This window comes from Streptosporangium saharense, from assembly GCF_014203715.1.
In the GTDB taxonomy this organism is placed as follows: Bacteria; Actinomycetota; Actinomycetes; order Streptosporangiales; family Streptosporangiaceae; genus Streptosporangium; species Streptosporangium saharense.
On sequence record NZ_JACHJP010000008.1, the window covers coordinates 141,432 to 166,249 of the forward strand.

Sequence of the window (24,818 nt, forward strand, 5' to 3'; positions counted from 1 at the left end):
TTCATGGGGTTGGCCCCCGCGCCCGGCAGGTGACCGGGCGCCGCCTCTCGCCAACCGCGGGTCGGGAGGTCCGTACCGACGCGACCGTCACCTCGGGATGCCCCGGCCTTGAAGGCCGGGGCATCCGCCGTTTCGAATTCACGAACCCCAGGAGCGTGTTTAGCCGACAGGTCAAACAGTGGAGACCCCGATGACGGGCCTGAAGACTTGGCGAGGTGCACCCCTGTTGGATTCCTGTGACTTTTCGCCGAGTGGAACGCGCGGGAGCGCCTGACACCGGTCTCCCGACGGCCCGTCCCGGCCGGTATTCCCCATGTAATCGCCGGGGAATCCGGGCTGGTGGCCGCTCCCGATATGCGGAAGAACAGAGTTCAGCGGGTGGGGAAAACGCTTTCCCGGCCCTTGGGGCCGCATCCGGAAATGCCGTTTCCCGGAGCGTGGAAATACCGCCACCACTGCTTTTCCGCGAAGGAGCCGCCCCATGGTTGATTGGCACGAACGCCGTCTGGAAGAGCTGTTCGCCGACCAGGTGGCCAGGACGCCCGACAACCCGGCGGTCTCGTTCGAGGACCGGTCGCTGACCTACCGGGAACTCGACGCCGCGGCGGAACGGCTGGCCGGGGCGCTGACCGAGGAGGGCGCGGGCCCCGAGCGGTTCGTCGCCGTCGTGCTGCCCCGCTCCCTCGACCTGGTCGTCACCGTCCTCGCGGTGCTCAAGGCGGGCGCCGGTTACGTGCCCGTCGAGCCCGACACCCCGGCGGAGCGCGTCGAGTACGTCCTGGGGAACTCCCGTCCCGTCCTCGTGGTCACCACGGCCGAGATCGCCGCGACGCTCCCCACGGAGACACCGAAACTGCTGGTCGACGACCCCTCCACCTGGAAGCGCCAGACCCGCGAGGCCGTACCCGGGACACCGGACAACCCCGCCTACGTCATCTACACCTCGGGCTCGACAGGCCGCCCGAAGGGGGTGATCGTCCCGCACCGCAACGTGACCCGCCTCTTCGGCTCGACCGCGCACTGGTACGGCTTCGGCGAGCGGGACGTGTGGCCGCTGTTCCACTCCATCGCGTTCGACTTCTCGGTCTGGGAGCTGTGGGGCGCCCTGCTGTACGGCGGGCACCTGGTCGTGGTCCCCAAGGCCGTGACCCACTCGCCCCTGGACTTCCTGCGGCTGCTGGTCGACAGGCAAGTGACCGTGCTGAACCAGACGCCCTCGGCCTTCTACCAGCTTATGGCCGCCGACCGGGACAACCCCGAGCTCGGCCGGGGACTGCGCCTGCGCTACACGATCTTCGGCGGTGAGGCGCTGGACTTCCGGGCGCTGGCCGACTGGTACGAGCGCCACCCCGACGACGCCCCGGCGCTCGTGAACATGTACGGCATCACCGAGACCACCGTGCACGTCTCCTACTTCGCCGTCGACAGCGCGGGAGCGGCGGCGGCGACCGGCAGCCCCATCGGTGAGCCCATTCCCGACCTGCGCCTGCACGTGCTGGACGAGAGCCTGCGCCCGGTCTCCCCGGGCGAGGACGGCGAGCTGTACGTCGGCGGCCCCGGCCTCGCCCGCGGCTACGCGGGCTCTCCCGGGCTGACCGCGGAGCGGTTCGTCGCCTGCCCCTTCGGCCCTCCCGGCTCCCGGATGTACCGCACCGGTGACCTGGTGCGCAGGACGCGGGACGGCGGCCTTGAGTACCTGCGCCGCAACGACCAGCAGGTCAAGATCCGTGGATTCCGCATCGAACTGGGTGAGATCGACAACGCCCTGGTCAGCGAGCCCTCCGTCGCCCAGGCCGCGGTCGTGGTCCGCGAGGACCGGCCGGGGGAGCGCAGGCTGGTCGCCTACGTCGTGCCCTCGGGGACGGCGCCCGCCCCCACCCCCTCCCTGCTGCGCGACGCGCTCTCCTGGCGGCTGCCCGGCTACATGGTCCCCGCGGCCTTCCACGTCATGGACCGCTTCCCGCTGACCGTGAACGGCAAGCTCGACCGCGCCGCGCTGCCCGCCCCCCGGCGGGAGGACAGCGTCGAGGCCGACTTCACGGCGCCCCGCGACGAGACGGAGACGGCGCTCGCGGAGATCTGGCGGCAGGTGCTCGGCCTCGAACGGGTCGGTGTGCGGGACTCCTTCTTCGACCTGGGCGGCGACTCGCTGTCCGCGGTCCGGGTGCTCTCCCGGATCCAGGCGGCGACGGGGGTACGGCTGACGCCCCACGACCTCTTCGAGACGCCGACCGTCGCGGAGCTGGCCGCCAGGCCCGAGCTGAGGGCCGGAACGCCGACACGGCCCATCCCGGCCGCCCGCCGTACGGGACCGTCGCCGCTCTCGGCCACCCAGCGGCGCTTCTGGCTCTACCACCAGCTCAACCCGGGGGAGGTCGAGTACAACGTCCACACCGCCCTGCGGTTGCGCGGCGCGCTCGACCGTGACGCGCTGCGCGGGGCGCTCGGCGCCCTCCTGGCCAGGCACGAGGCGCTGCGGACCACGGTCGTCGTCACCGAGGGCCAACCGGCCGCGCTCGTCCGCCCATCCGACGACGCCGGGATGCCCCTGGCGTACGCCGACCTGACCGGGCTGGACGGCGAGGCACGCGAGAGCGAGCAGGACCGGCTTCTCGCCCGGGAGACCGCCACCCCCTTCGACCTCGAACACGGTCCGCTGGCCCGGGCACTGCTGATCAGGCGGGGGCAGGACGAGCACGTCCTCGTGCTCGGCGTCCACCACATGGCCGTCGATGGCTGGTCGCTGAACACGCTCGTCGGGGAGCTGGCCGCGCTCTACTCCGGGGCCGACCTGGAGCCCCTGGGAATCGGCTACCTCGACTACGCAGCCTGGCAGGGCGAGGAGTTCGACGAGTCACGCCTCGACCCCCAGATCCGGTACTGGCGGGAGCGCCTCGCGGACCTGCCCCCGCTCGAACTGCCCACCGACCGGCCCCGCCCCGCCGTCAGGACCTCCGCGGGCGCGGCCAAGCGCCTCACCCTCGGCCCCGACCTGCTGACACGCCTCAGGGAGTACGGCCAGGCCAACGGCGCCACCCTGTTCATGACGCTGGTCGCGGCGGGGCAGGTGCTGCTGGCGAGGTACGGCGGCACGCGGGACGTGGCCGTCGGCACCGCCACCTCCGGGCGGGACCGTCCCGAGCTTGAGGGGATCGTCGGGGCCTTCATCAACACCGTGGTCCTGCGCTCGACGGTCGACGACCGGCTCTCCTTCACGGCCTTCCTGGACCGGGTGCGGGAGACGGTGCTCGGGGCGCTGGCGAACCAGGACGTGCCCTTCGACCGGCTGGTCGACGAGCTGTGCCAGGAGCGGGACGCGAGCCGTACGCCACTGGTGCAGGCGATGATCGTGCTGCAGAACGCGCCCGCCGCGGAGACGGCAGGGGGGTTCGGCGGGCTGCGCGCGGAACGGCTCGCCCTGCCGAGGCCCGCTGCGGTCTTCGACCTCACCCTGGAGTTCACCGAGCGGCCGGACGCCCTCGACGTCATGATCGAGTACAACACCGACCTGTTCGACGCCGAGACCGTTGAGCGGATCTCCGTCCACCTGCGCACCCTGCTCGACAACCTCCTGGCCGGGCCGGAACGCCCGCTCGGCGAGGTGCCGATGCTGGACGACGCCGAGCGGCGGCGGCTGCTCGTCGAGTGGAACGGCGCCGCCGAGGCCCCACGGCCTGGGGAGCCGGTCCACCGGAGGGTCGCGCGCTGGGCGGCGGTCAGGCCGGAGGCGGTCGCCATCGCCTCGGCGGGGACGAGCCTTACCTATGCCGAGCTCGACGGGCTGGCCAACCGGCTGGCCAACCGCCTGCGCGGCCTCGGGGTCGGCAGGGGAAGCTCCGTGGTGCTGCGCCTCGGACGTGAGCCGGAGCTGGCCGTGGCCATGCTGGGCGTGCTCAAGGCGGGCGGGGCCTTCGTGCAGACCGCCCCCGACATCCCCGCCGCCCGGTTCGCGCACATCGTGCGGGAGACCGGCGCCCCCGTCGTCGTCGCCACGGGAGACCTGCCGGAGACCGGGGCCACGGTCGTCGATCTCGCCGTCGGTGAGTGGCCGGACACCGATCCGCTGGTCGAGGTCGAATGGGACGACCTCGCCTACGTCATCTACACCTCCGGCTCGACCGGGCTGCCCAAGGGCGTCATGGTCTCCCACCTCGGCCTGGCCAACCTGTGCGAATGGCACCTGCGGGCCTTCGGGATCGGACAGGAGGACCGGGCGAGCCACCTGGCCGGGCTCGGGTTCGACGCCACGGTGTGGGAGCTGTGGCCCTACCTGTACGGCGGCGCCAGGATCGACCAGCCCGACCAGGACACCCTGGACGACCCCGGGGCGCTCGTCGCCTGGTTCACCCGGCAGGGCACCACGACCGCCTTCGTGCCGACGCCGAGGATCGAGTCCCTGCTGGACGAGCCGGGGATCACCGGGACCCGGCTGCGCACGGTCCTGACCGGCGGGGACGTGCTCCACCGCAGGCCCGCGCCCGGCCTGCCGTTCACCCTCGTGAACGCCTACGGCCCCACGGAGAACGCCGTCGTCGCCACCGCCGGACCCGTCGGGCAGGGGACCGGCCTGCCGTCGATCGGCGGTCCGATCGACGGCACCGCGGCCTACGTGCTCGACGGCCACGGCGCCCCCGTGCCCGTCGGGGTGCCCGGCGAACTCCACCTGCGCGGCGCCGGTCTGGCCAGGGGATACGCGGGACGGCCCGACCTGACCGCAGAACGGTTCGTCGCCTGCCCCTTCGGGCCTCCCGGCTCCCGGATGTACCGCACCGGCGACCTGGTCCGCTGGAGACCGGACGGAACCCTCGACTTCCTGGGCCGCGCCGACGACCAGGTCAAGATCCGTGGCTACCGGATCGAGCTGGGAGAGATCGAGAACGTGCTGGGCGCCCACCCGGCCGTCGCCCAGGCCGTCGTCGTCGTACGGCAGGCACGGCAACTGGTTGCCTACGTCGTCGCCGAGCCGGGAGCGCGCGTCGATTCCGCCGACCTGGCCGGACACGTCGGGCTCCACCTGCCGGGCTACATGGTGCCCTCGGCCTTCGTGCCGCTCGACAGCATGCCCCTGTCGGCCAACGGCAAGATCGACAGAGCGGCGCTGCCCAGCCCCGCCGTACCGGTCGAGACCCACACCGCCCCCGCGACGCCGGTCGAGCGGCTGCTCGCCGACATCTGGGCCGAGGTCCTCGGCGCGGAACGGGTGGGGACCGAGGACAACTTCTTCGCCCTGGGCGGCGACTCGATCCTCAGCCTCCAGGTGGTGGCCCGCGTCCGCGCCGCCGGGTTCCGGCTGCACTCCAAGGACCTGTTCCGCTGGCAGACGATCGCGGTGCTCGCCCCCGGGCTCACCCCGCTCAACGAAACCCGGTCTCCCGAGGCCTCGCCGTACGGCAAGCAGCCGTTGACGCCCATCCAGCACTGGTTCCTCACCCACCGGGGGGTGGGCGCCAGGTTCGAACAGTTCGTGGTGGCCGAACTCGCGGGGGAGCCGGACGTCGCGGCCCTGCGCGCGGCCGTCTCGGCGCTGGTCGGCCACCACGACGCGCTGCGGACCCGCCTCGTCCAGGACGGGGACCGGTGGGCGCAGGAGACCGTCCCCGCCGAGCACGCCACGGTCTTCCACACCGTGGACCTGTCCGGCGTGGCGGCGGAGGAGCTCGACGCGGCTGTCGAACGGGAGTCCGCGCGCGTCGCCACGGCCCTCGACCCCGTCACCGGCCCGGTGTTCACGGCCGTGCTGTTCACCGTGGGACAGAGCCGCCAGGCCCGCCTCGCGCTCATCGCCCACCACCTCGTGGTGGACGGCGTCTCCTGGCGGGTTCTGCTGGACGACCTGGAGCGGGCCTACCACCGGCGTGAACTGGAGGCCGTGACCTCCTCGGTCGGCGACTGGAGCCGCAGGCTCGCCGCCCACGCGGCCGGGGGCGGCCTCGCCGACCAGCTCCCGTTCTGGGAGGGGGTGACGCGCGGGAACGACGGGACGCTCCCGCTCGACGGCCACGGCGCCAACCGGGTGGCAGACACCCGCCAGGTGCGCGTACGGCTGGACGCCGCCAGGACCACGGCGCTGCTGCGCGACGTGCCCCCCGTTTACCGTACGGAGATCAACGACGTGCTGCTCGCCGCGCTCACGCCGGTGCTCTCCGGCTGGACGGGACGCGAGCGGGTGGTGATCGCCCTTGAGGGGCACGGCCGCGAGGAGCTGTTCGACGACGTCGACCTGTCCCGCACGGTCGGCTGGTTCACCTCCTACTTCCCGGTCGCGCTGGCCGACCCCGGGGACGGCGACTGGGGGGAGCGGCTCAAGGCGGTCAAGGAGCGGGTGCGGGCGATCCCGCTGCGCGGCCTCGGGTACGGCGCGCTGCGCCACTACGGCGCCGACGAGGGCAGGCTCGCCGGGGACCCGCTTCCGCCGGTGAGCTTCAACTACCTGGGGCGCTTCGACGGCCCTGTCAAAACGGGCGGCCTGTACTCGGCAGTCTCCGGGATAGGGCTGCGCGAGGACCGGGACGCCACCCGGCTGCACCTGATCGACATCGTGGGCCAGGTGATCGACGGCGAGCTTGAGTTCGCCTGGTCCTACTCCGAGGGCCTGCACCGGGAGGAGACCGTCAGGCGGCTCGGGGAGGAGTTCGTCGAGAACCTCGCCCGGGTCGTCGCCCACTGCGCGGAGCCGGGGGCCGGTGGCCGTACCCCGTCTGACTTCCCCTCGGCGGGACTCGGCCAGGCCGACATCGACCGCCTGGTGGGGGACGGCAGGTCGGTGGCGGACGTCTATCCACTGACCCAGATGCAGAGCGGGCTGCTCTTCCACTCCCTGATGGACCGGGAGCAGGGGACCTACCAGGAGCAGCTCTCCTTCACGCTGAAGGACGTCCACCGTCCCGACCTGCTCGAAGCCGCCTGGCAGCGGGTCGTGGACCGGGAGCCGGTGCTGCGCACCAGCCTGGTCTGGGACGGCCTGCCCGAGCCCCTCCAGGTGGTCCACACCGCGGCCCGCTGTCCGGTGACCCGCCTCGACTGGAGCGCGCTGGACGAGGAGGGGCAGCGAAGGGCCGCCGAGGACCACCTCCGCCAGGACAAGGAACGGCGGCTCGACATCGGGGCCGCCCCGCTGACGCGGATCGCCCTGGCCGACCTCGGCGGCCACCGGATCCAGGTGTTCTGGACCTTCCACCACATCCTGTTCGACGGGTGGAGCACCATGCAGGTGCTCTCCGAGGTGCTCGGCGAGTACACCGCGCTCGCCGGGGAGGGGGAGTTCGCCGCGCCACGGCGGCGGCCGTTCGCCGACTACGTGAGCTGGCTGGCCGCCCAGGACCTCACCGAGGCCGAGGAGTACTGGCGCAGGACCCTCGCGGGGGTCGAGGCGCGCACCCCGCTGCCCTACGACCGGCCCCGCACGGACGACCAGCGGGCGGTCACCCCGGCCGAGAGCGGGCTGACGCTGTCCCCGGAGATCTCCCGGCGCCTGTACGCCGCGGCCAGGGAGTGCAGGGTCACGGTGAACACGCTCATCCAGGGTGCCTGGGCCGTACTGCTCGCCCGCTACAGCGGGGAGCGGACCGTCTGCTTCGGCGCGACCGTGGCCTCCCGCCCCGACGACCTCGACGGGGCCGACACCATGATCGGCCTCATGATCAACACGCTGCCCGCGCTGGTCGAGGTCGACCAGGACGCCGATCTCGGAGGGTGGCTGCACCGGCTCCAGGAGGAGCAGGCCGAGGCCAGGAGGCACGGCCACATGTCGCTGACCGAGGTGCGGAGCTGCGCGCCGCTGCGGGACGACACCACCCTGTTCGACAGCATCGTCGCCTTCGACAACTACCCCGCCGACCTCGCGATCGGCGAGCGGTACGGCCTGGGCTTCCCCGACATCACCGCGAGCAACAGCTCCAGCTACCCGATGAACGTGATCGTCCACGCCGGGGAGCGGCTCTCGCTGCTGCTGCACTACGACAGCGAGCTGTTCGACACGGCCACCGCCGAACGGATCGCCGGTCACCTGGGGACGCTCCTCGGGGAGATCGCCCGCGACCCGGGACGCAAGGTCGGTGACCTGCCCATCCTCACCGAGCAGGAGCGTCGCCTCATCGTCGAGGAGTGGACCGCCACCGCCTCGGAGGCCGACATCGACCGCCGGGTGGAGCGGGTGATCGCCGAGCACGCCCGGATCCGCCCCGAGGCCGTCGCCCTCATCCACGAGGGAAGGCACGTCAGCTACGCCGAACTGGACAGGCAGGCCAACCGGTTCGCCCACCACCTCCTGTCCGTGGGCGTCGGCAGGGAGACCCTGGTCGGCGTCTCGGTCGAGCGTAGCGTCGAGGCCATCGTCGCCATCCTCGGCGTGCTGAAGGCGGGCGGCGCCTACCTCCCGCTGGACCCCGACTTCCCCGCGGAACGGCTGCGGACGATGCTCGACGACGCCAGGCCGCCGCTGCTGCTCACCCAGGAACACCTGCTCGGCAGGCTCCCCGAGACGGGGGCGGCCGTGCTGTCCGTCGAACGGGTCATCGCCCTGGCCGCCACCCGCCCGGAGACCGCGCCGCCGATCCCCGGCGGCGCGCGGGACATGGCCTACGTCATCTACACCTCCGGCTCGACGGGCCGCCCGAAGGGCGCGGTGATCGAGCACCGCGCGCTGTGCAACATCACCACGGTCGGTCACCGCTGGTACGGCCTCGGCCCCGGCTCCCGCGTCATGCAGCTCTACACGATGAGCTTCGACGGCAGCGTGTGGGAGATCTTCAAGGCGCTCACCGCCGGGGCGACCCTGGTCATCCCCGACCCCGAGGCCCAGCGCAGCCCGACGACGCTCGCCAGGCACCTGCACGAGCACGGCATCACCGCGATGACGATGCCCCCGGCCGCGGTGGTCGCCGTCGATCCGCGCGCCGTACCCGACCTGGTCAACCTCGGCCTCGGCGGCGACGTGCTCCCGCCGGAGCTGGCGCGCGAGTGGTCGCGGGGACGCAGGCTCATGAACGTCTACGGGCCGACCGAGACCGCGGTCGCGGTGTGCAGGTTCCGCGTGGAGGACGGGGCCGTCTACCGCAACGTGCCGATCGGCACCCCGGCCGACAACATCAGGCTCTACGTCCTCGACGACCGGCTGCGCGTCGTCCCGGTCGGCGTCACCGGCGAGCTGTACGTCGGCGGCGCCGGGCTGGCCCGCGGCTACCTCAACCGGCCCGACCTGAGCGCCCTGGCCTTCGTCGCCGACCCGTTCGGGCCGCCCGGCTCACGGCTCTACCGCACCGGCGACCTCGTACGGTGGAACGCCCGGGGCCAGCTTGAGTTCGGCGGGCGGGTCGACCACCAGATCAAGCTCAGGGGATTCCGCATCGAACTGGGCGAGATCGAGAGCGCCCTGCTCGCCCTGCCCGAGGTGGCCGACGCGGTCGTGGTCGCCGCCCAGGACGACTCGGGGCACAGACGGCTGGTCGGCTACGTGGTGCCCCGGCAGGACGACGCCCCGAGGAGCGAGGCCCTGCGCGAGGCACTGGCCGCGACGCTGCCCGCCTACATGGTGCCCTCGGTCTTCGTCACGCTGCCGAGGCTGCCGCTGAGCCCGACCGGGAAGGTGGACCGCCGCGCGCTGCCCGCCCCCAGACGCGAGGACGGCACCAGCACCGGCTACGTGGCGCCCCGCGACCCCACAGAGGAGGCGCTCGCCCAGATCTGGACCGACCTGCTCGGCGGGGAGCGGATCGGCGTCGAGGACAACTTCTTCGACCTGGGCGGCGACTCCGTCACGAGCCTGCGGCTGATGGCCAGGATGGGCCGGGCCTTCGGCGTCGAGGTATCCCCCCGCGACTTCTTCGAGGCCCCCACGATCGCCTCCCTCGCCGAACTGCTCCGGCGGAAGATCCTGGCCGACTGGGAGCAGGCGGCCGTGTCCGGCACCGAGATCGGAGGACAAGCGTGAACAAGCCCCCCGCACACGAGGAGCACGCGACGGCCCTGCCCGAGGGGGCACGGGAGGCGCTGCTGCGGCGGCTCGCGGGCCGGGCCGCAGACCCGGTCGAGGAACACCCCCTGCGCCCGGTCGCCACGGACGGCCCGCTTCCCCTGTCCCCGGCGCAGGAGCGGCTCTGGTACCTGTACGAGGTCAATCCGGAGAGCGTCGAGCACAACACCGCCCACGCGCTGCGCCTGCTGGGCGAGGTGGACGAGCGGGCCATCACCGGGGCACTGCGCCAGCTCGCCGTACGGCATGGCTCGCTGCGCACCGTCTTCACCTCCGTCGACGGGCGCGGGGCGCAGGTGGTGAACGCCGAGGCGGACGTTCCCCTCACCGTCACCGACCTGTCCGCGCTCCCGGCGGACGAGCGTTCCGAGGCCACGCGGCGGTGCATGCTGGGGGAGATGACGCGGCCGTTCGACCTGCGCCGGGGGCCGGTCCTGCGGGCGCACCTGCTCAGGCTGGCCGCCGACGAGCACGTGCTGGTCCTGGCCATGCACCACATCGTCACCGACGGCTGGTCCATGCGGGTGCTGACCCGCGAGCTGGCCGCGCTGTACACGGCCGCCCTCGACGGCGGACACGCGGAGCTGCCGCCGCTGCCGGTCGGGTACGGCGACTTCGCCGTCTGGCAGCGCGAGCACCGGCCGGAGGAGAGCGCCGGGCAACTGGCCTACTGGCGGGACAGGCTCGACGGACTCGAACCGCTCGACCTGCCGACCGACCACCCAAGACCGCCGGTCAGGACCGGGGCGGGCCTGCGGCACACCTTCCAGGTGCCCGCCCCGGTGGTCTCCCGGCTGCGGGAGCTGGGCGGCGCGAACGGCGCCACCCTGTTCATGACCCTCGCCACCGCCGTGAAGGTCGTGCTCGCCCGCTGGTCCGGCAGGCAGGACATCGCCGTGACCACCCCGCTGGCCGGCCGTGACCGGGTCGAGGTGGACAACGTCGTCGGCTTCTTCGTCAACACCGTGGTGCTGCGGACCTCGATCGACGAGACCCTGTCGTTCACCGAGACGCTGCGTTCTGTACGGCTGGCCACGCTCGACGCCATGGCCAACGGAGGCGTGCCGTTCCAGAAGGTCGTCGAGGCGCTGCGCCCCGAGCGCGACCCCAGCAGGCCCGTGCTCGCCGAGGCGACCGTGAGCCTGCACGGCGCCCCGCCCAGGCCCGTCGAGGTGCCGGGGCTGCGGATCGAGGAGATCGACCCGCCCGTGGTCACCGTGGACGCCGACGTCTCCTTCGAGTTCGCCGAGCGGGACGGGACACTCCTGGCGTACGTCGGCTACACCACCGACCTGTTCACCGAGGCCACCGCGGAACGGATGGCCGAGCACCTGGTCACCCTGCTTCGGGGCGTCGTCGAGCGTCCGGACGCCCCGCTGGCCACGGTGCCCATGACCTCCGAGGAGGAGACACGGCGCCTCGTCACCGAGTGGGGGGGAACCTTCGAACACCCGGCCGTCCGCACGGTGCCGGAGCTGTTCGCCGACCAGGTGGCCCGCGACCCCGACGCGGTCGCGCTCGTCTCCGAGGAGGGGCCGCTCAGCTACGCGGAGGTCGCGGCGAGGGCGGAGCGGCTCGCCCGCGTGCTCGTCAGGGAGGGCGCGGGGCCCGAGGAGATCGTGGCGGTCGCGCTGCCCTCGTCCGTCGAGATGGTCGTCGCGACGCTCGCGGTGTTCAGGAGCGGGGCTGCCTACCTGCCGCTGGACGCGAACAACCCGCAGGAACGGCTCAGGCTGATGCTCGACGACGCGCGGCCCACTTTGGTGATCACCTCCGCCGCCTTCGACCAGCGGCTCCCCGAGGGGCTCAGGGTTCTCGACCTGTCCGAGGGCGTCCCGTCCGACGACTCCGAGGGGGAGCTTCCCTGGCCGCTTCCCGCGCACCCGGCCTACGTGATCTACACCTCGGGCTCGACCGGCCGTCCCAAGGGCGTGGTGGTGACCCACGCGGGCGTGCGCGGCCTCGTTGAGGGGTCGGCCTCGTACTTCGGCGCGGGACCCGGCACGCGGTTCCTGCAGTTCGCCTCGCTCGGGTTCGACGCGGCGTTCTGGGAGCTGAGCCTGTCCCTGCTGACCGGAGGCACGCTGGTCGTCACCCCCAGGGAACGGCGGCTGCCCGGCGAGCCCCTCGTCGAGACGCTGGTCCGTCACCGCGTCACCCACGTCGTCCTCCCGCCGAGCGCGCTGGCGGAGCTGCCCGCCGAGACGCTGCCCGCGGAGCTGACGCTGATCCTCGGCGGAGAGGCGTGCCCACCCCAGCTCGTCCGCGCCTGGGCGGGCCGTCACCGCCTGTTCAACGCCTACGGCCCGACAGAGGCGACGGTGTGCGTGAGCATGAACGGCCCGCTCGTCCCCGAGGAGATCACCGGGGCGGTGCCCATCGGGCGGCCCCTTCAGGGGGTCAGGGCCTACGTGCTGGACCGGTGGCTGCGCCCGGTCCCGGCGGGGGTCCCTGGCGAGGTCTATCTCGCCGGGACCGCCCTCTCCCGGGGATACCTCGGCGCCCCCGGCCTGACCTCGGAACGGTTCGTCGCCGACCCGCTCGGCCCCCCGGGAAGCCGGATGTACCGCTCCGGCGACCGGGCGCGGTGGCTGCCCGGTGGCGTGCTCGACTATCTCGGCCGCGCCGACGACCAGGTCAAGATCCGTGGCTTCCGCATCGAACTCGGCGAGATCGAGGCGGCCCTGGCCAGGCACCCCGGCGTCCACGCCGTCGCCGTGGCGGTCAAGCAGGACGAGCGGGGGACACGGCGCCTGGTCGCCTACGCCGTCGCCGACGGCCCGACCACCGCCGACCTGCGCTCCTTCGCCCGCGACCAGCTCCCCGAGCACATGGTGCCCTCCGTCGTCGTGGCCCTCGACCGGCTGCCGCTGAACGTCAACGGCAAGGTGGACCGCAGGGCCCTGCCGGAACCGGAGCTGCGCCGCGACCTGTCCGAGGCCAGGGTGGCACCCAGAACCCCGGCCGAGGAGACGCTCGCGCGGATCTGGGCGGAGCTGCTCGGCGTCGACGAGGTAGGCGTCGAGGACAACTTCTTCGACCTGGGCGGCGACTCCATCCTGAGCCTGCGGGTCGTGGCCCGCGCCAGGGAACGGGGACTGCTGCTGACGGCCAGGCAGGCGTTCCTGCGGCAGACCATCGCGGAACTCGCCGCGGAGGCGGGCACCGAGCACACGGTGGGGGCGCAGGACGGCCCCGTCTCCGGCGAGGTGCTCCCGACCCCCATCCAGCACTGGTTCTTCGAGAACCTCGCCGACAGCCGTGACCGGTTCAACCAGACCGTGGTGCTCGAACTCACCGAGGAACTCGACGAGGACGCCCTGGCCACGGCCATCACCGCCCTCCTCGACCAGCACGACGCGCTGCGGCTGCGGGCCGTACCCGGAGAGGACGGGTGGCGGCTGCGCAACGACGAGGCGGAGCACGGGGAGGTTCTGCGCCGGGTCGACCTGTCGTCCCTCGGCGCCGAGCGGCAGGACGAGGAGATGCGGGCCGAGTCGCTCAGGGCGCAGAGCGGCTTCCCGCTGGCGACAGGGCCGCTGCTGCGGGCCCGGCTGTTCCTGCTCGGCCGGGGGCGCGGGCCACGGCTGCTGCTGGCCGCGCACCACCTGGTGGTCGACGGCATCTCCTGGCGGGTCCTGGTCTCCGACCTGGAGCGGGCCTACACGTGGGCGCGGGACGGCCTGCCGGTCGATCTCGGCCGCAGGACGACCTCCTTCCGCGACTGGTCGGCCAGGCTCGCGGACTTCACGGCCTCGGGAGGGTTCGCCGGGGAGGCGGACCACTGGGCGGAGGTCGCCGGACGGCAGGTCACGCGGCTGCCCCTTGAGGGCACCGGGACCAACGCCGTCGGCGAGGAGCGCACGGTCAGCGTCGAGCTGGACGAGGAGAGCACGCGGGCGCTGCTGCGCGACGTGCCCTCGGCCTACCGGACGCAGATCAACGACGTGCTGCTCAGCGCGCTCGGCCGGGTCATGAGCGACTGGACCGGCGACCGGACGACGCTCGTCGCGCTGGAGGGCCACGGCAGGGAGGAGCTGTTCGACGACGTCGATCTGTCTCGCACGGTCGGCTGGTTCACCAGCCTGTTCCCCGTCGCGCTGACCGTCCCGAGGGAGCGGGACTGGGGCGCCACGCTCAGGGGCGTCAAGGAGCACCTGCGCGCGGTGCCGCACAACGGGCTCGGCTACGGCGCCCTGCGCTATCTGGCCGGTGACCCCCGCCTCTCCGACGGCGTCTCCGAACCCCAGATCAGCTTCAACTACCACGGCCGTCTTGACGTCGAGGACGAGGGCACCGGGCTGGTCAGGGGCTGGGGCGAGACCGAGGGGGCCGAGCGGAGCCCCACCCAGGCCAGGCCGTACCTCATCGAGGTCACCGGGCTGGTCCGCGAGGGCAGGCTCCACCTCCACTGGACCTACGCCGAGGGCCTGCACCGCGAGGAGACGGTCAGGCGGCTCGCCGAGGAGTTCACAACCGCCCTTGAGGAGATCGTCGAGCACTGCACGGCGCCGGGCGCGGGTGGGTTCACCCCCTCCGACTTCCCCCTCGCCCCCCTCGACCAGGCGGCGATCGACCGCCTCACCGGTGGGGACGGGCAGGTCGAGGACATCTACCCGCTCACGTTCGCCCAGAGCGGCATGCTCTTCCACACCCTCTCCGAGCCGGGACGCGACCTCTACACCGGCTACTTCCGCGCCAGGCTCGACGGCGTCACCGACCCCGTGGCGCTCGCCAGGGCCTGGCAGCGGGTCGTCGAGCGGACCCCGGTGCTGCGCACCGCCGTGGTCTGGGAGGACGTCCCGGTCCCCGTCCAGGTCGTCCACGCGGCCGTGCGCGTCCCCGTCACCCACCACGACCACCGGGCCATGACGGAGGAGGAACGGCGCCGCGCCTCGGAGGACCTGTGGGACCGGTGGCGGGAACAGCCACTCGACCTGGGCAGGGCGCCACTGCTCCGCCTGGCGGTCGTGCGCCTGTCGGAGAGCGCGGTCCACCTGCTGTGGTCGGCCCACCACATGATGATCGACGGGTGGAGCTTCGCCGGGGTGCTCTCCGACGTCCTGGCGGAGTACGCGGCGACGACCGGGGGACCGGTCGGCGCTCCCGAGATCCGGCGCCCCTACCGGGACTACGTGGCGTGGCTGGACGCGCAGGACCAGGAGGGGGCGCGGCGCCACTGGGGCGCCGTCCTGGACGGGTTCACCGCGCCGACCCCGCTGCCCTACGACCGTCCGCCCGTCAGGGCCCACGACACCCGCTCCTCCCGCGAACTCCGGCTGACCCTGTCTCCCGAGCGCTCCCGGCGGCTCTACACGTTCGCGCGGGAGGCCAGGGTCACCGTCAACACCCTCGTGCAGGGGACGTGGGCGGTGCTGCTGTCGCGGCTCAGCGGCGAGCGGGAGGTGTGCTTCGGCGCCACGGTCTCCGGCCGTCCGCCCGGCCTCGCCGGGGTCGAGTCGATCATCGGCCTGTTCGTCAACACCGTCCCGATCCGGGTCGCCGTGGACGGCGAGAGCCCTGCCGACGAGTGGATGCGGCGCCTGCAGGACGCCCAGGCCCAGGGACGCGACCACGAGTATCTCCCGCTCGCGCACGTCCAGCGGGCCGCGGGCGTGCCCAGCGGGACCACGCTCTTCGACAGCATCGTGGTCTTCGAGAACTACCCCTACGACGAGCACGCCGCCGCGAGGTACGGCCTGCGCCTGTCGGAGCTGGGCGGGGACGAGCACACCAACTACGCCCTCACCCTGACGGCCCACGCCGGGCAGGAGTTCGTCCTGGCGCTGGGGTACGACCCCGACCTGTTCGACGAGGAGACCGCCGAGCGCCTCCTGGGCCGGTTGGACACGCTGCTCGGCGCGCTGGCCGAGGCCCCGGACACCCGGGTGGCGCACCTCCCCCTGCTCACCGAGCCGGAACGGCGCCGGGTGCTCACCGAGTGGAACGACACCGCGACCGCGTTCCCGCCCGCCGCGTGCGTCCACGAACTCTTCACCCAGCGGGCCGCGACAGTCCCCGGGCAGCCCGCGGTGAGCTGCGGTGCCGAGACCCTCACCTTCGCCGAGCTCGAACGGCGGGCCAACCAGCTCGCGCACCGCCTGGTCGGGCTCGGGGTCGGGCGCGAGGTCCTCGTCGGCGTCTGCGTCGACCGCGGGGTGGACGCGGTGGTCGCGCTGCTGGCCGTACTCAAGGCGGGTGGGGCTTTTGTGCCGCTCGACCCCGAATATCCGGCGCCGCGGCTGGCCCTGATGCTTGAGGACGCCGGTGCCCCCGTCGTGATCACCCAGGAGCCGCTGCTCGACCGGGTCGCGGGCCATCAGGCGGCGGTCGTCTGCCTGGACCGCGACCGGGCCTCGCTCGACGGGCTGCCCGGCACACCACCGAAGGTCGTCGTCGAGCCCGACGACCTCGCCTACGTGGCCTACACCTCGGGCACCACGGGCCGTCCGAAGGGCGTCATGGTCGCCCACCGCCACATGCACCACATGGTGCGGGCCTGGGACGACCACTACGGCCTGACCGCGCTCAGGCCGCGCTGCCTGTCGGTCTCCAGCCTCTCCGTGGACCTGTTCTTCGGCGACTTCCTGCTTTCGGCCCTGTTCGGCGGCCACATGGTGGTGTGTCCCACGCGGGCCATGGCCGACCCGGTCGCCATCGCCGACCTCATGCTGGAGACCGGGACCCAGCTCATGGTCACCGTCCCCGTGCTGGCCAGGGCCCTGGCCGCGGAGTTCGTCTGGCGCGGCGAGCGGCCGGACTCCCTGCGGGTGCTGATGGTCGGCTCCGAGGGCTGGCCCGTGGACGCCGCGGCCGAGGTGCTCACGGTGTTCGGCGGGGACGACGTGATCATCGCCAACGCCTACGGCTCGACGGAGACCACGGTGGACTCCACGGTCTTCCGGCTCGGCGGCGACCCCGTGGGCCAGGCGGCGTTCGTGCCGATCGGCAGGCCGCTGGCCAACACCCGGATCTACGTCCTCGACGCCGAGCTGCGGCCCGTCCCGGTCGGCGCCGTCGGGGAGTGCTACATCGCCGGGGACGGGGTGTCGCGGGGCTATCTCAACCGCCCCGAGCTGACCGCCGAGCGCTTCCTGCGCGACCCCTTCGCCGGGGGCGAGGAGCGGATGTACCGGACGGGCGACCTCGCCCGGTGGCGCGGGGACGGCAACCTCGAATGCCTCGGCAGGGCCGACGACCAGGTCAAGATCCGTGGGTTCCGCATCGAACTCGGCGACGTCGAGGCCGCCCTCGCCCGCCACCCCAGGGTCGAGGCGGCGGCCGCGGCCGTCAGGAAGGACGAGGCGGGCCACAGCAGGCTCGTTGGCTACGTGGTGCCCCGCCCGGGGACCGAGCCCGACCTCGCGGAGCTGCGCGCCTACCTCGTCCAGGCACTGCCCACCCCCGCCGTGCCCTCCGCGTTCGTCCTGATCGAGGCGCTGCCGCTGAACCCCAGCGGCACCGTGGACAGGAAGGCGCTGCCCAGCCCCGACGCCCAGCAGAGCTCCACGGCCCTCCACGTCCCGCCGCGCACCGAGGCCGAACGCGTCCTGGCGCGGATCTGGGCCGAGGTGCTCGGCGTCTCCAGGGTCGGCGTCACCGACGACTTCTTCGAGCTGGGCGGTGACTCCATCCTCAGCATCCGGGTGATCTCCCGGATCAGGACCCACTTCGGCCTGGCCCCCTCCCCACGGCAACTGTTCGACACCCCGACCGTCGAGGGCCTGGCCGCGGTGCTCGCCGAGGGGACGGCCGCCGACGACGCGCCGCTGCTTCCCACCGCCGAGTACGGCCCCGCCCCGCTCTCCTACGCCCAGCAGCGCCTGTGGTTCCTGCACGACTTCGACCCCGACAGCACCGAGTACACCGTGGTCACCGCCCTGCGGCTGCGCGGCGAACTGGACACCGGGGCACTCGGCGCCGCGCTGAGCAGGATCGTCGCCAGGCACGAACCGCTGCGCACGACCTTCAGCACCGTGGACGGCGACCCCGTCCAGGTGGTCCAGCCCGCCGAACCGGTCACCATCCAGCGCGAGGACCTCACGGACCTCACGCTTGAGGAGTATCTGCGCCGGGAGACGGCCCGGCCGTTCGACCTGGGCTGGGGTCCGGTCTTCAGGACCACGCTGGTACGGCTCGGCGACCAGGACCACGTGCTGGCCTTCCTCGCGCACCACATCGCCGTGGACGGATGGTCCCTCGACCTGCTGACCCGCGAACTTGAGGCCGAGTATGGCGCGGCCCTCAGGGGAGAGCGGGTCGAACAGCCGCCGCTCGCCGTACGGTACGCCGACTACGCCGCCTGGCAGCGGAACCTGGTGAACGGCCAGGCGATGGAACGGCACCTGGACTACTGGCGCGACAGGCTCGCCGGGGTGCGCCCCCTCGACCTGCCGACCGACCTCCCCCGCCCCGCCGTACGGCAGGCGGCCGGGGCGATGCGGCTCGTCGAGATCGCCCCCGAGGTCGTGGTGGGGCTCAGGGAGGTGGCCGCGCGCCGGGACGCCACGCTGTTCATGACGCTGGTGGCCGTGATCAAGGTGCTGCTCGCCCGCTACACCGGCCAGGACGACATCGTCGTCGGCACCCCGACCTCGGGCAGGAGCAGGCACGAGTTCGAGGACGTGATCGGGTGCTTCGTCAACACGGTCGCGCTGCGCTCGACGGTCGACGAGTCGCTTCCCTTCGAGGAGTTTCTCTCCCAGGTGCGCGACACGGTCCTTGAGGCGTTCGTCCACGAGGAGGTGCCCTTCGACCGGCTCGTCGAGGTGCTCAGGCCGGAGCGCGACCCCAGCCGCAACGCCGTGGTCGAGGTCATGGTGGGGCTGGAGAGCGACCGCTCGTCCGGCGCGAGCCTGCCCGGCCTCCAGGTCGAGGAGCTGCCCTTCGTCAGCGGGGAACTCAGCCACGACCTGAGCTTCGACTTCGTCGAACGGCGCGGAGAGCTGATGGTGGCCGTCAGCTACAACACCTCGCTGTTCCTGCCGGAGACGATCGAACGGATCACCGCCGACCTGCGGGCGCTGATGGGCGCCGTCGGACGGCACAGGCGCTGCCTGGCCACCCTCCCGCTGCCCTCGGAGACCGGCTTCCGCGCGCCCTCCTGGGCCGTCGGGGCGTCCGCCCCCCGCGCCGACCTGCCCACGCTCTTCGAGGAGCGGGCCGAGACCCTGGCGGGCTCCGCCGCGCTCGCCGGACCCGACAGGGCGCGGCCGATGACGTTCCGCGAGCTCAACGCCGAGGCCAACCGGCTCGCCCACCACCTGCTGTCCCTCGGGGTCGGCCCCGAGCGGGTCGTGGCGGTGGTCGGCGGACCGGACACGCGGACGGTCGTGGCGCTGCTCGCGGTGCTCAAGGCCGGTGGCGCCTGCCTGCCGGTCGATCCGCGCCTGCCCGGGGAATCGACGGCGGCCGTGCTGCGCGAGGCGGCGGCCACCCTCGTCCTCGACACCCGCGAGAGCCTCGACACGCCGGGGGAGAGGGGCTGGGTGCGGCTGCGGGACGTCACGCTTCGCGGCCTGCCCACGACCGACCCTGACGGGTTCCGTACGGCCCTGACCGGGGAGAACGCCGCCTACATCCTCCAGATGACCGAACCGGACGGCCGGAGCGGACGGGTGGTGCTCGAACACCGCAATCTGGGCGGCCTGCTGCTCTCCCTTGAGGAGAGCCTGACGGGAACCGGCCGCCAGCGCAGTCTGATCGCCACGACGCCGGGCTCGGAGGACCTGCTGCTGGCCCTGCTGCTGCTGGCCAGGGGCGACGAGCCGCACCTCGTCGAGGACCGGGTCAGGCGCGACCCCGAGGCGCTGGCCGCCTACGTCCGCGAACACCGGGTCACCCACCTCGACCTGGCCCCCTCCCAGGCGGAACGCCTCCTCGGCACGGACCTGCTCAGGAACCTCCGGTTGCTGACGCTGACGGGCGAGACGGTCGGGGAACCGCTCTGGCGGGCGCTGGCCGCCGTACCCGGCCTGGTGGCCCACACCCGGCACCGGGTCGCGGAGAGCGCCGCGGGCGCGCTGCTGCAGCGGATCGACGGCGGCCCACGCCCCTCGGTCGGCGCGCCGGGCGCGGGAAGCGGCGTCCACATCCTCGACCGCTGGCTGCGCCCTGTCCCCCCTGGGGTGCGGGGCGAGCTCTACCTGTCGGGCGCCCAGGTCGCCCGTGGCCGGATCGGCCAGGCCTCCCTCACCGCCGAGCGCTTCGTCGCCAGCCCGTTCGGTACGGCGGGCGAGCGCGTTCACCGTACCGGCGAGCTGGCCAGATGGACCGTGGACGGCCGGGTCGAGCGCCTGGGCAGGGCCGAGGACCAGGTCACGATCCGGGGGTTCAGGATCGAGGTCGGCCGGGTCGAGACCGTGCTGCGCGGCCACCCGGACGTCACGCGGGTGGTGACCGTGGCCGGGGAGACCGGACTCGTCGCCTACGTCACCCCCGAGGTCCCCGTCGACGACCTGCGGGACCTCGCCCGCGCGTCGTTGCCCGACTACATGGTTCCCGCGGCCTTCGTCCCGCTGGAGCGGCTGCCGCTCACCGTGGACGGCGTGGTCGACCGGGACGCGTTGCCCGAACCGGAGATCCCCGTCGAGACCTACGTCGCCCCGGGCAACGACGTCGAGACGGCCATCGCCGCCATCTGGGCCGACCTGCTCGGCCTCGACCGGGTCGGGGTCACCGACGACTTCTTCGAGCTGGGCGGCGACTCGATCCTGAGCATCCAGGCGGCCCACCGGATGCGCCAGGCCGGGATCGTCGTCACGTCGAGGGACCTGTTCCTCGCCCCGACCGTCGGCCGGTTGGCCGAGGTCGCGGGGCGTCCCGATCAGGGCGGTGACCGGCGGAAGAACCAGGAGGAGACGACCACCGGCGCCGTCGCGCTCACCCCCGTCCAGCGCGAGTTCCTGCTGGGCGACCCGGTCGCGCCGCACCACTTCACCCAGTCGGTCCTCGCCGAACTGGCCGACGGAATCGACGAGGACGCGCTGCGCGCCGCCCTCGCCGTACTGCCCGTGAGGCACGACGCGCTGCGGCTGCGCTACGCCCGCGACGACGACGGCTGGCGGCAGTGGGTGACCCCGGTCGGCGAGGCGGTGGGGCTGCTGCGCCACGACCTGTCCGAGGTCGCCGCCTCCGACCGCGAGGCGGTCATGGACAGGCTGGCCGCGGAGGCGGACGCGAGCCTGGACCTGGCGAACGGCCCCCTGCTGCGCGCCCTCCTGTTCGTCCTCGGTCCCGGGGAACGCCCCCGGCTGTTCCTCACGGTCCATCACCTGGTGGTGGACGCGGTCTCCTGGCACATCCTGCTCGACGACCTGGAGGGTGCCTACCGGGGAACCCTGGCCCAGGCGGAACCGCCGACCACCCCGTTCGCCAGGTGGGCCACCCGGCTGGAGCGCCACGCGAAGGAGGGCCACTTCGACGGCGAGCTGGAGTACTGGACGGGACTGCCGGAGAGCCCGCCGCTGCCCGTGGACGGGGACGGACCGGCCGTGGTCTCCTCCGTCAGGAGCGTCACTGTCGAACTCGACGAGGAGACGAGCAGGCTCCTGCTGCGCGGCGCCGTCCGCGTCTTCCGCACCGGGACCCGCGAGGTGATCCTCGCCGGGCTCGCACGCACGCTGAGCCGCTGGACCGGCACGCCTCGGGTCCTGATCGACCTGGAGGGACACGGCAGGGAGGACCTCTTCGAGGACGAGGACCTCTCCCGCACCGTCGGCTGGTTCACCACGATTTTCCCCGTCGGCGTCGAGGTGCCCGAGGAGTCCGGCGACTGGGCGGAACTGGTCAACTCCGTCCGCGCGCGGGTGCGCTCGATCCCCGGCAAGGGCCTGGGATACGGCGTCCTGCGCCACCTCAGCCCGGCGGGCGCCCCCCTCGCCACCCGTACGGCCGCGCCCGTCATCTTCAACTACCACGGGCAGGCGGGCGACCTGACGATCACGCCGGGAAGCCCGCTCTACCACGCCTTCCACAACACGGTCGGCAGGGACAGGGACCCGGCCGGGCTCCTCGACCACCCCTTCGAGGTGGTCGGCATCGTGCAGGGAGGAAGAATGCGTCTCACCTGGTACTACTCGGAGAACCTGCACGCCGCGGCCACCGTCGAACGATTGGCCGGAGACCTCCTCGACGGGCTGCGGGACGCCGCCCGCCACGTGGCGGAGAGGCTGCGGTCGTGAACGCGGACGACCTCTCAACCCTGCTCACCGACCTGACCCGGTGCCACGCGGTCCCCGGAGCCCAGCTCGCCGTCCGCTGGCGGGGCCGTACCCTCACCGCCGTGACGGGGGAGCACCTCCTCGGCTCCGGACGCGCCGTCACATCCCGCTCGGCCTTCCCCATGGGGTCGATCACCAAGCCCTTCACCGCCGTGGTGGCGATGGAGCTGGTCGCCGCCGGTGACGTCGATCTCGACGTACCGCTGGCCGCCTACCTCCCCGTGTTCGGGGCGGGCCGGGTGGTGACCCTGCGCCAACTGCTCAGCCACACCGCGGGCCTGGCGGGCAACGTCCGCGAGGAGGGCGCGGGGGAGGGCGACCGGGCGCGCTGGGTCGCCAGGAACTGCCGCGAGGCGGACCTGGCCCATCCGCCGGGCACGGTGTTCTCCTACTCCAACGTCGGCTACGTCGTCGTCGGTCTCCTCATCGAGGAGATCACCGGGATGAGCTGGGAGGAGGCCGTCGACGTCTTCGTCCTCGACCCCCTGGGCATCCCGGCCCGGCTCGACGGCAGGGCAGGGCCGCAGGTGGTGGCCGGCCACGCCGTCAGCGCGACGCGGGGGAAGGTCTTCCCCGTCGTCGAACAGAACCTCCCCCCGCTTGAGGCGCCGAACGGCGCGCTCGCCCTCAGCGCAGAGGAACTGCTCTCCTTCGCCCGCCTCTTCCTGACCGACGACAGGACGAAGGGCCCCTTCGGCCCGGAGACGACCAGGCCGATGCTCGGCGACCAGCTCCACGGGATCTCCGCCGGTCCGTTCGGCCTCGCCGACGGCTGGGGCCTCGGCTGGGCACTGTACGGCGACGGCCGCACGGCCGGTCACGACGGCACGGGCGAGGGAACCTCCTGCCACCTGAGGTTCGACCTCGCCACCGACACCGTGGTGGCGCTGACGACGAACGCCAACACCGGGCAGGCCATGTGGTCGGCACTGGTCGAACGGCTGCGCGCGGCGGGGATCGTCGTGGGGGAGCACCACCCGGACCGGGATCTCGGCCCCGAGGTCACGGCTCATTGGGATGTCCTGGGGGCTTTCGTCAACGACGAGGCGGTCTTCGAGATCGGCGTGGACGAGGGACGGCTCCTGCTGTCGATCGGCGGCAGGCCGTACGGCGCGCTGACCTGCCATGAGGACCTGCGCTTCACGATGCGCGAGCTGGGCGGCGCGTCCCAGACGCACACGGGCAGGTTCCTCCTCGACCCGGCGAAGGAACGCGTCGAATTCCTGCAGATCTCCGGCCGACTGGCCCGGCGACGAGACGGAGTGGACAGTGACCGCGGTTCTACCGGGTGAGGACGAGGGGAACAAACCTCTCTCCCGCAACCGAAACTATTCGATCCTCTGGACAAGTCAGCTCCTCTCCGAGCTGACCATCGAGATCGTCGCCGTCGCCGTACCGCTGCTGATCATGGCACGCTCCGGCTCCGCGCTTGAGGTGGGACTTGCCGCCTCCGTGATGGCGGCCGTCCACATGATCTCGGTGGTCCCCGCGGGCGTGCTGGCCGACCGCAGGGACCGCCGCAAGATCATGCTGGTCTGCCAGGCGGCCAGGGTCGCCGGGCTGGCGAGCCTCGTCGCGGCACTGGTGATGGACACGTACTTCTTCCCGCACGTCCTGCTGGTCGTCGCCCTCGAAGGCTTCCTCGGCTCGGTGTTCGACCCCGTCGAGCACGCGGCCCTGCCGACGGTCGTGCCCGAGTCGCAGCTCATGACGGCCGTGGCCCGCAACACGGCACGGCCGTACGTGGCCGCCATGCTCGGCCCCTTCTCCGCCGGTCTGCTGTTCACCCTGCACCCGGCGGCCCCGTTCGTGACCCAGGCGATCATGCTCGCGCTCTCCTTCGGGGCGCTGATCTTCCTTAGGCTTCCCCGGCTCGCCGTCCTCCCCGGGGAGCCCGGGGAGTCGGGGGAACCGGAGTCGTTGGAAGAGCCGGAGTCGTTGGAGGAGCCGCGGGCGCGTGGGGCGCGTGCCGACACCGTCGAGGGGATCCGCTGGGTCATGGGACACGGTGTGATCCGGATGACCCTGGTCTGGATCACGCTCACCAACCTCGTCTTCAGCGCGCTGGTCATCGTCGTCCTGGTCAGGTCGGGGGAGGAGAACGTCCCCAGCCACGAGATCGGCCTGATGATGACCTGCTTCGGGATCGGCGGCCTGCTCGGCGCCGCGGTCGCGGCCCGGCTGACCGCCGCGCTGCGCCCGTCCGTGCTCGTCGTCGGTTTCTCCCTGGTCGTGACCGCCGTGACCGGGGGCATGGCGTACGTCCCCGGCGGGCTGCCGCTGGGACTGCTCTTCGGCCTCGCCGCCTTCCTCGCGCCCGCCGCGAACACCACGGTGCTGACGTACCAGATGCTGGCCGCCCCGGAGGGGATGCGCGGCCGGTTGAGCGGGATCAGCGGTCTCAGCTCGGGCATCGCCGGGGTGATCGGCCCGGCCTTGGGCAGCGTCGTGGTCGCCCTCACCGATGGGCCTGTCACGTTCCTGGTGTGCGCCGGGGGCTTCGCCCTGGTCGCGCTCATCACGGTGCTGAGCCCCTCTCTGCGCCGCTTCCCCTCCCTGGACACGGTCCACTCCTCCTGAGCCCTCCGGGAGGCCGCGGAACTCCGGAGGTGAGCCCTGGAGATCCG

4 protein-coding genes are annotated in these 24,818 nt (G+C 72.8%); all 4 read left to right on the forward strand.

From position 1 onward, the window contains the following. The first annotated feature begins 481 nt into the window (after positions 1–481). Genes FHS44_RS29975 through FHS44_RS29985 form a run of 4 tightly spaced genes read left to right on the forward strand, consistent with a single transcriptional unit; the run spans position 482 to position 24,771 of the window. On the forward strand, positions 482–9,928 hold the full coding sequence (locus FHS44_RS29975; protein ID WP_184720729.1) for a non-ribosomal peptide synthetase: 9,447 nt from the start codon (positions 482–484) through the stop codon (positions 9,926–9,928). Further along, positions 9,925–22,152 carry a non-ribosomal peptide synthetase gene (locus tag FHS44_RS29980; protein WP_184720731.1) on the forward strand — a complete coding sequence of 4,076 codons (12,228 nt, stop codon included), beginning with the start codon at positions 9,925–9,927 and terminating at the stop codon, positions 22,150–22,152. The genes FHS44_RS29975 and FHS44_RS29980 overlap by 4 nt, the downstream gene beginning before the upstream one ends. Further along, a complete protein-coding gene (locus FHS44_RS40280; protein ID WP_221461477.1) occupies positions 22,149–23,483 on the forward strand; it encodes a serine hydrolase domain-containing protein in 1,335 nt (444 codons plus the stop codon). The genes FHS44_RS29980 and FHS44_RS40280 overlap by 4 nt, the downstream gene beginning before the upstream one ends. Beyond that, complete coding sequence (locus FHS44_RS29985; protein WP_221461478.1) at positions 23,461–24,771, forward strand: MFS transporter; 1,311 nt, start codon at positions 23,461–23,463, stop codon at positions 24,769–24,771. The genes FHS44_RS40280 and FHS44_RS29985 overlap by 23 nt, the downstream gene beginning before the upstream one ends. Positions 24,772–24,818: the final 47 nt, after the last annotated feature.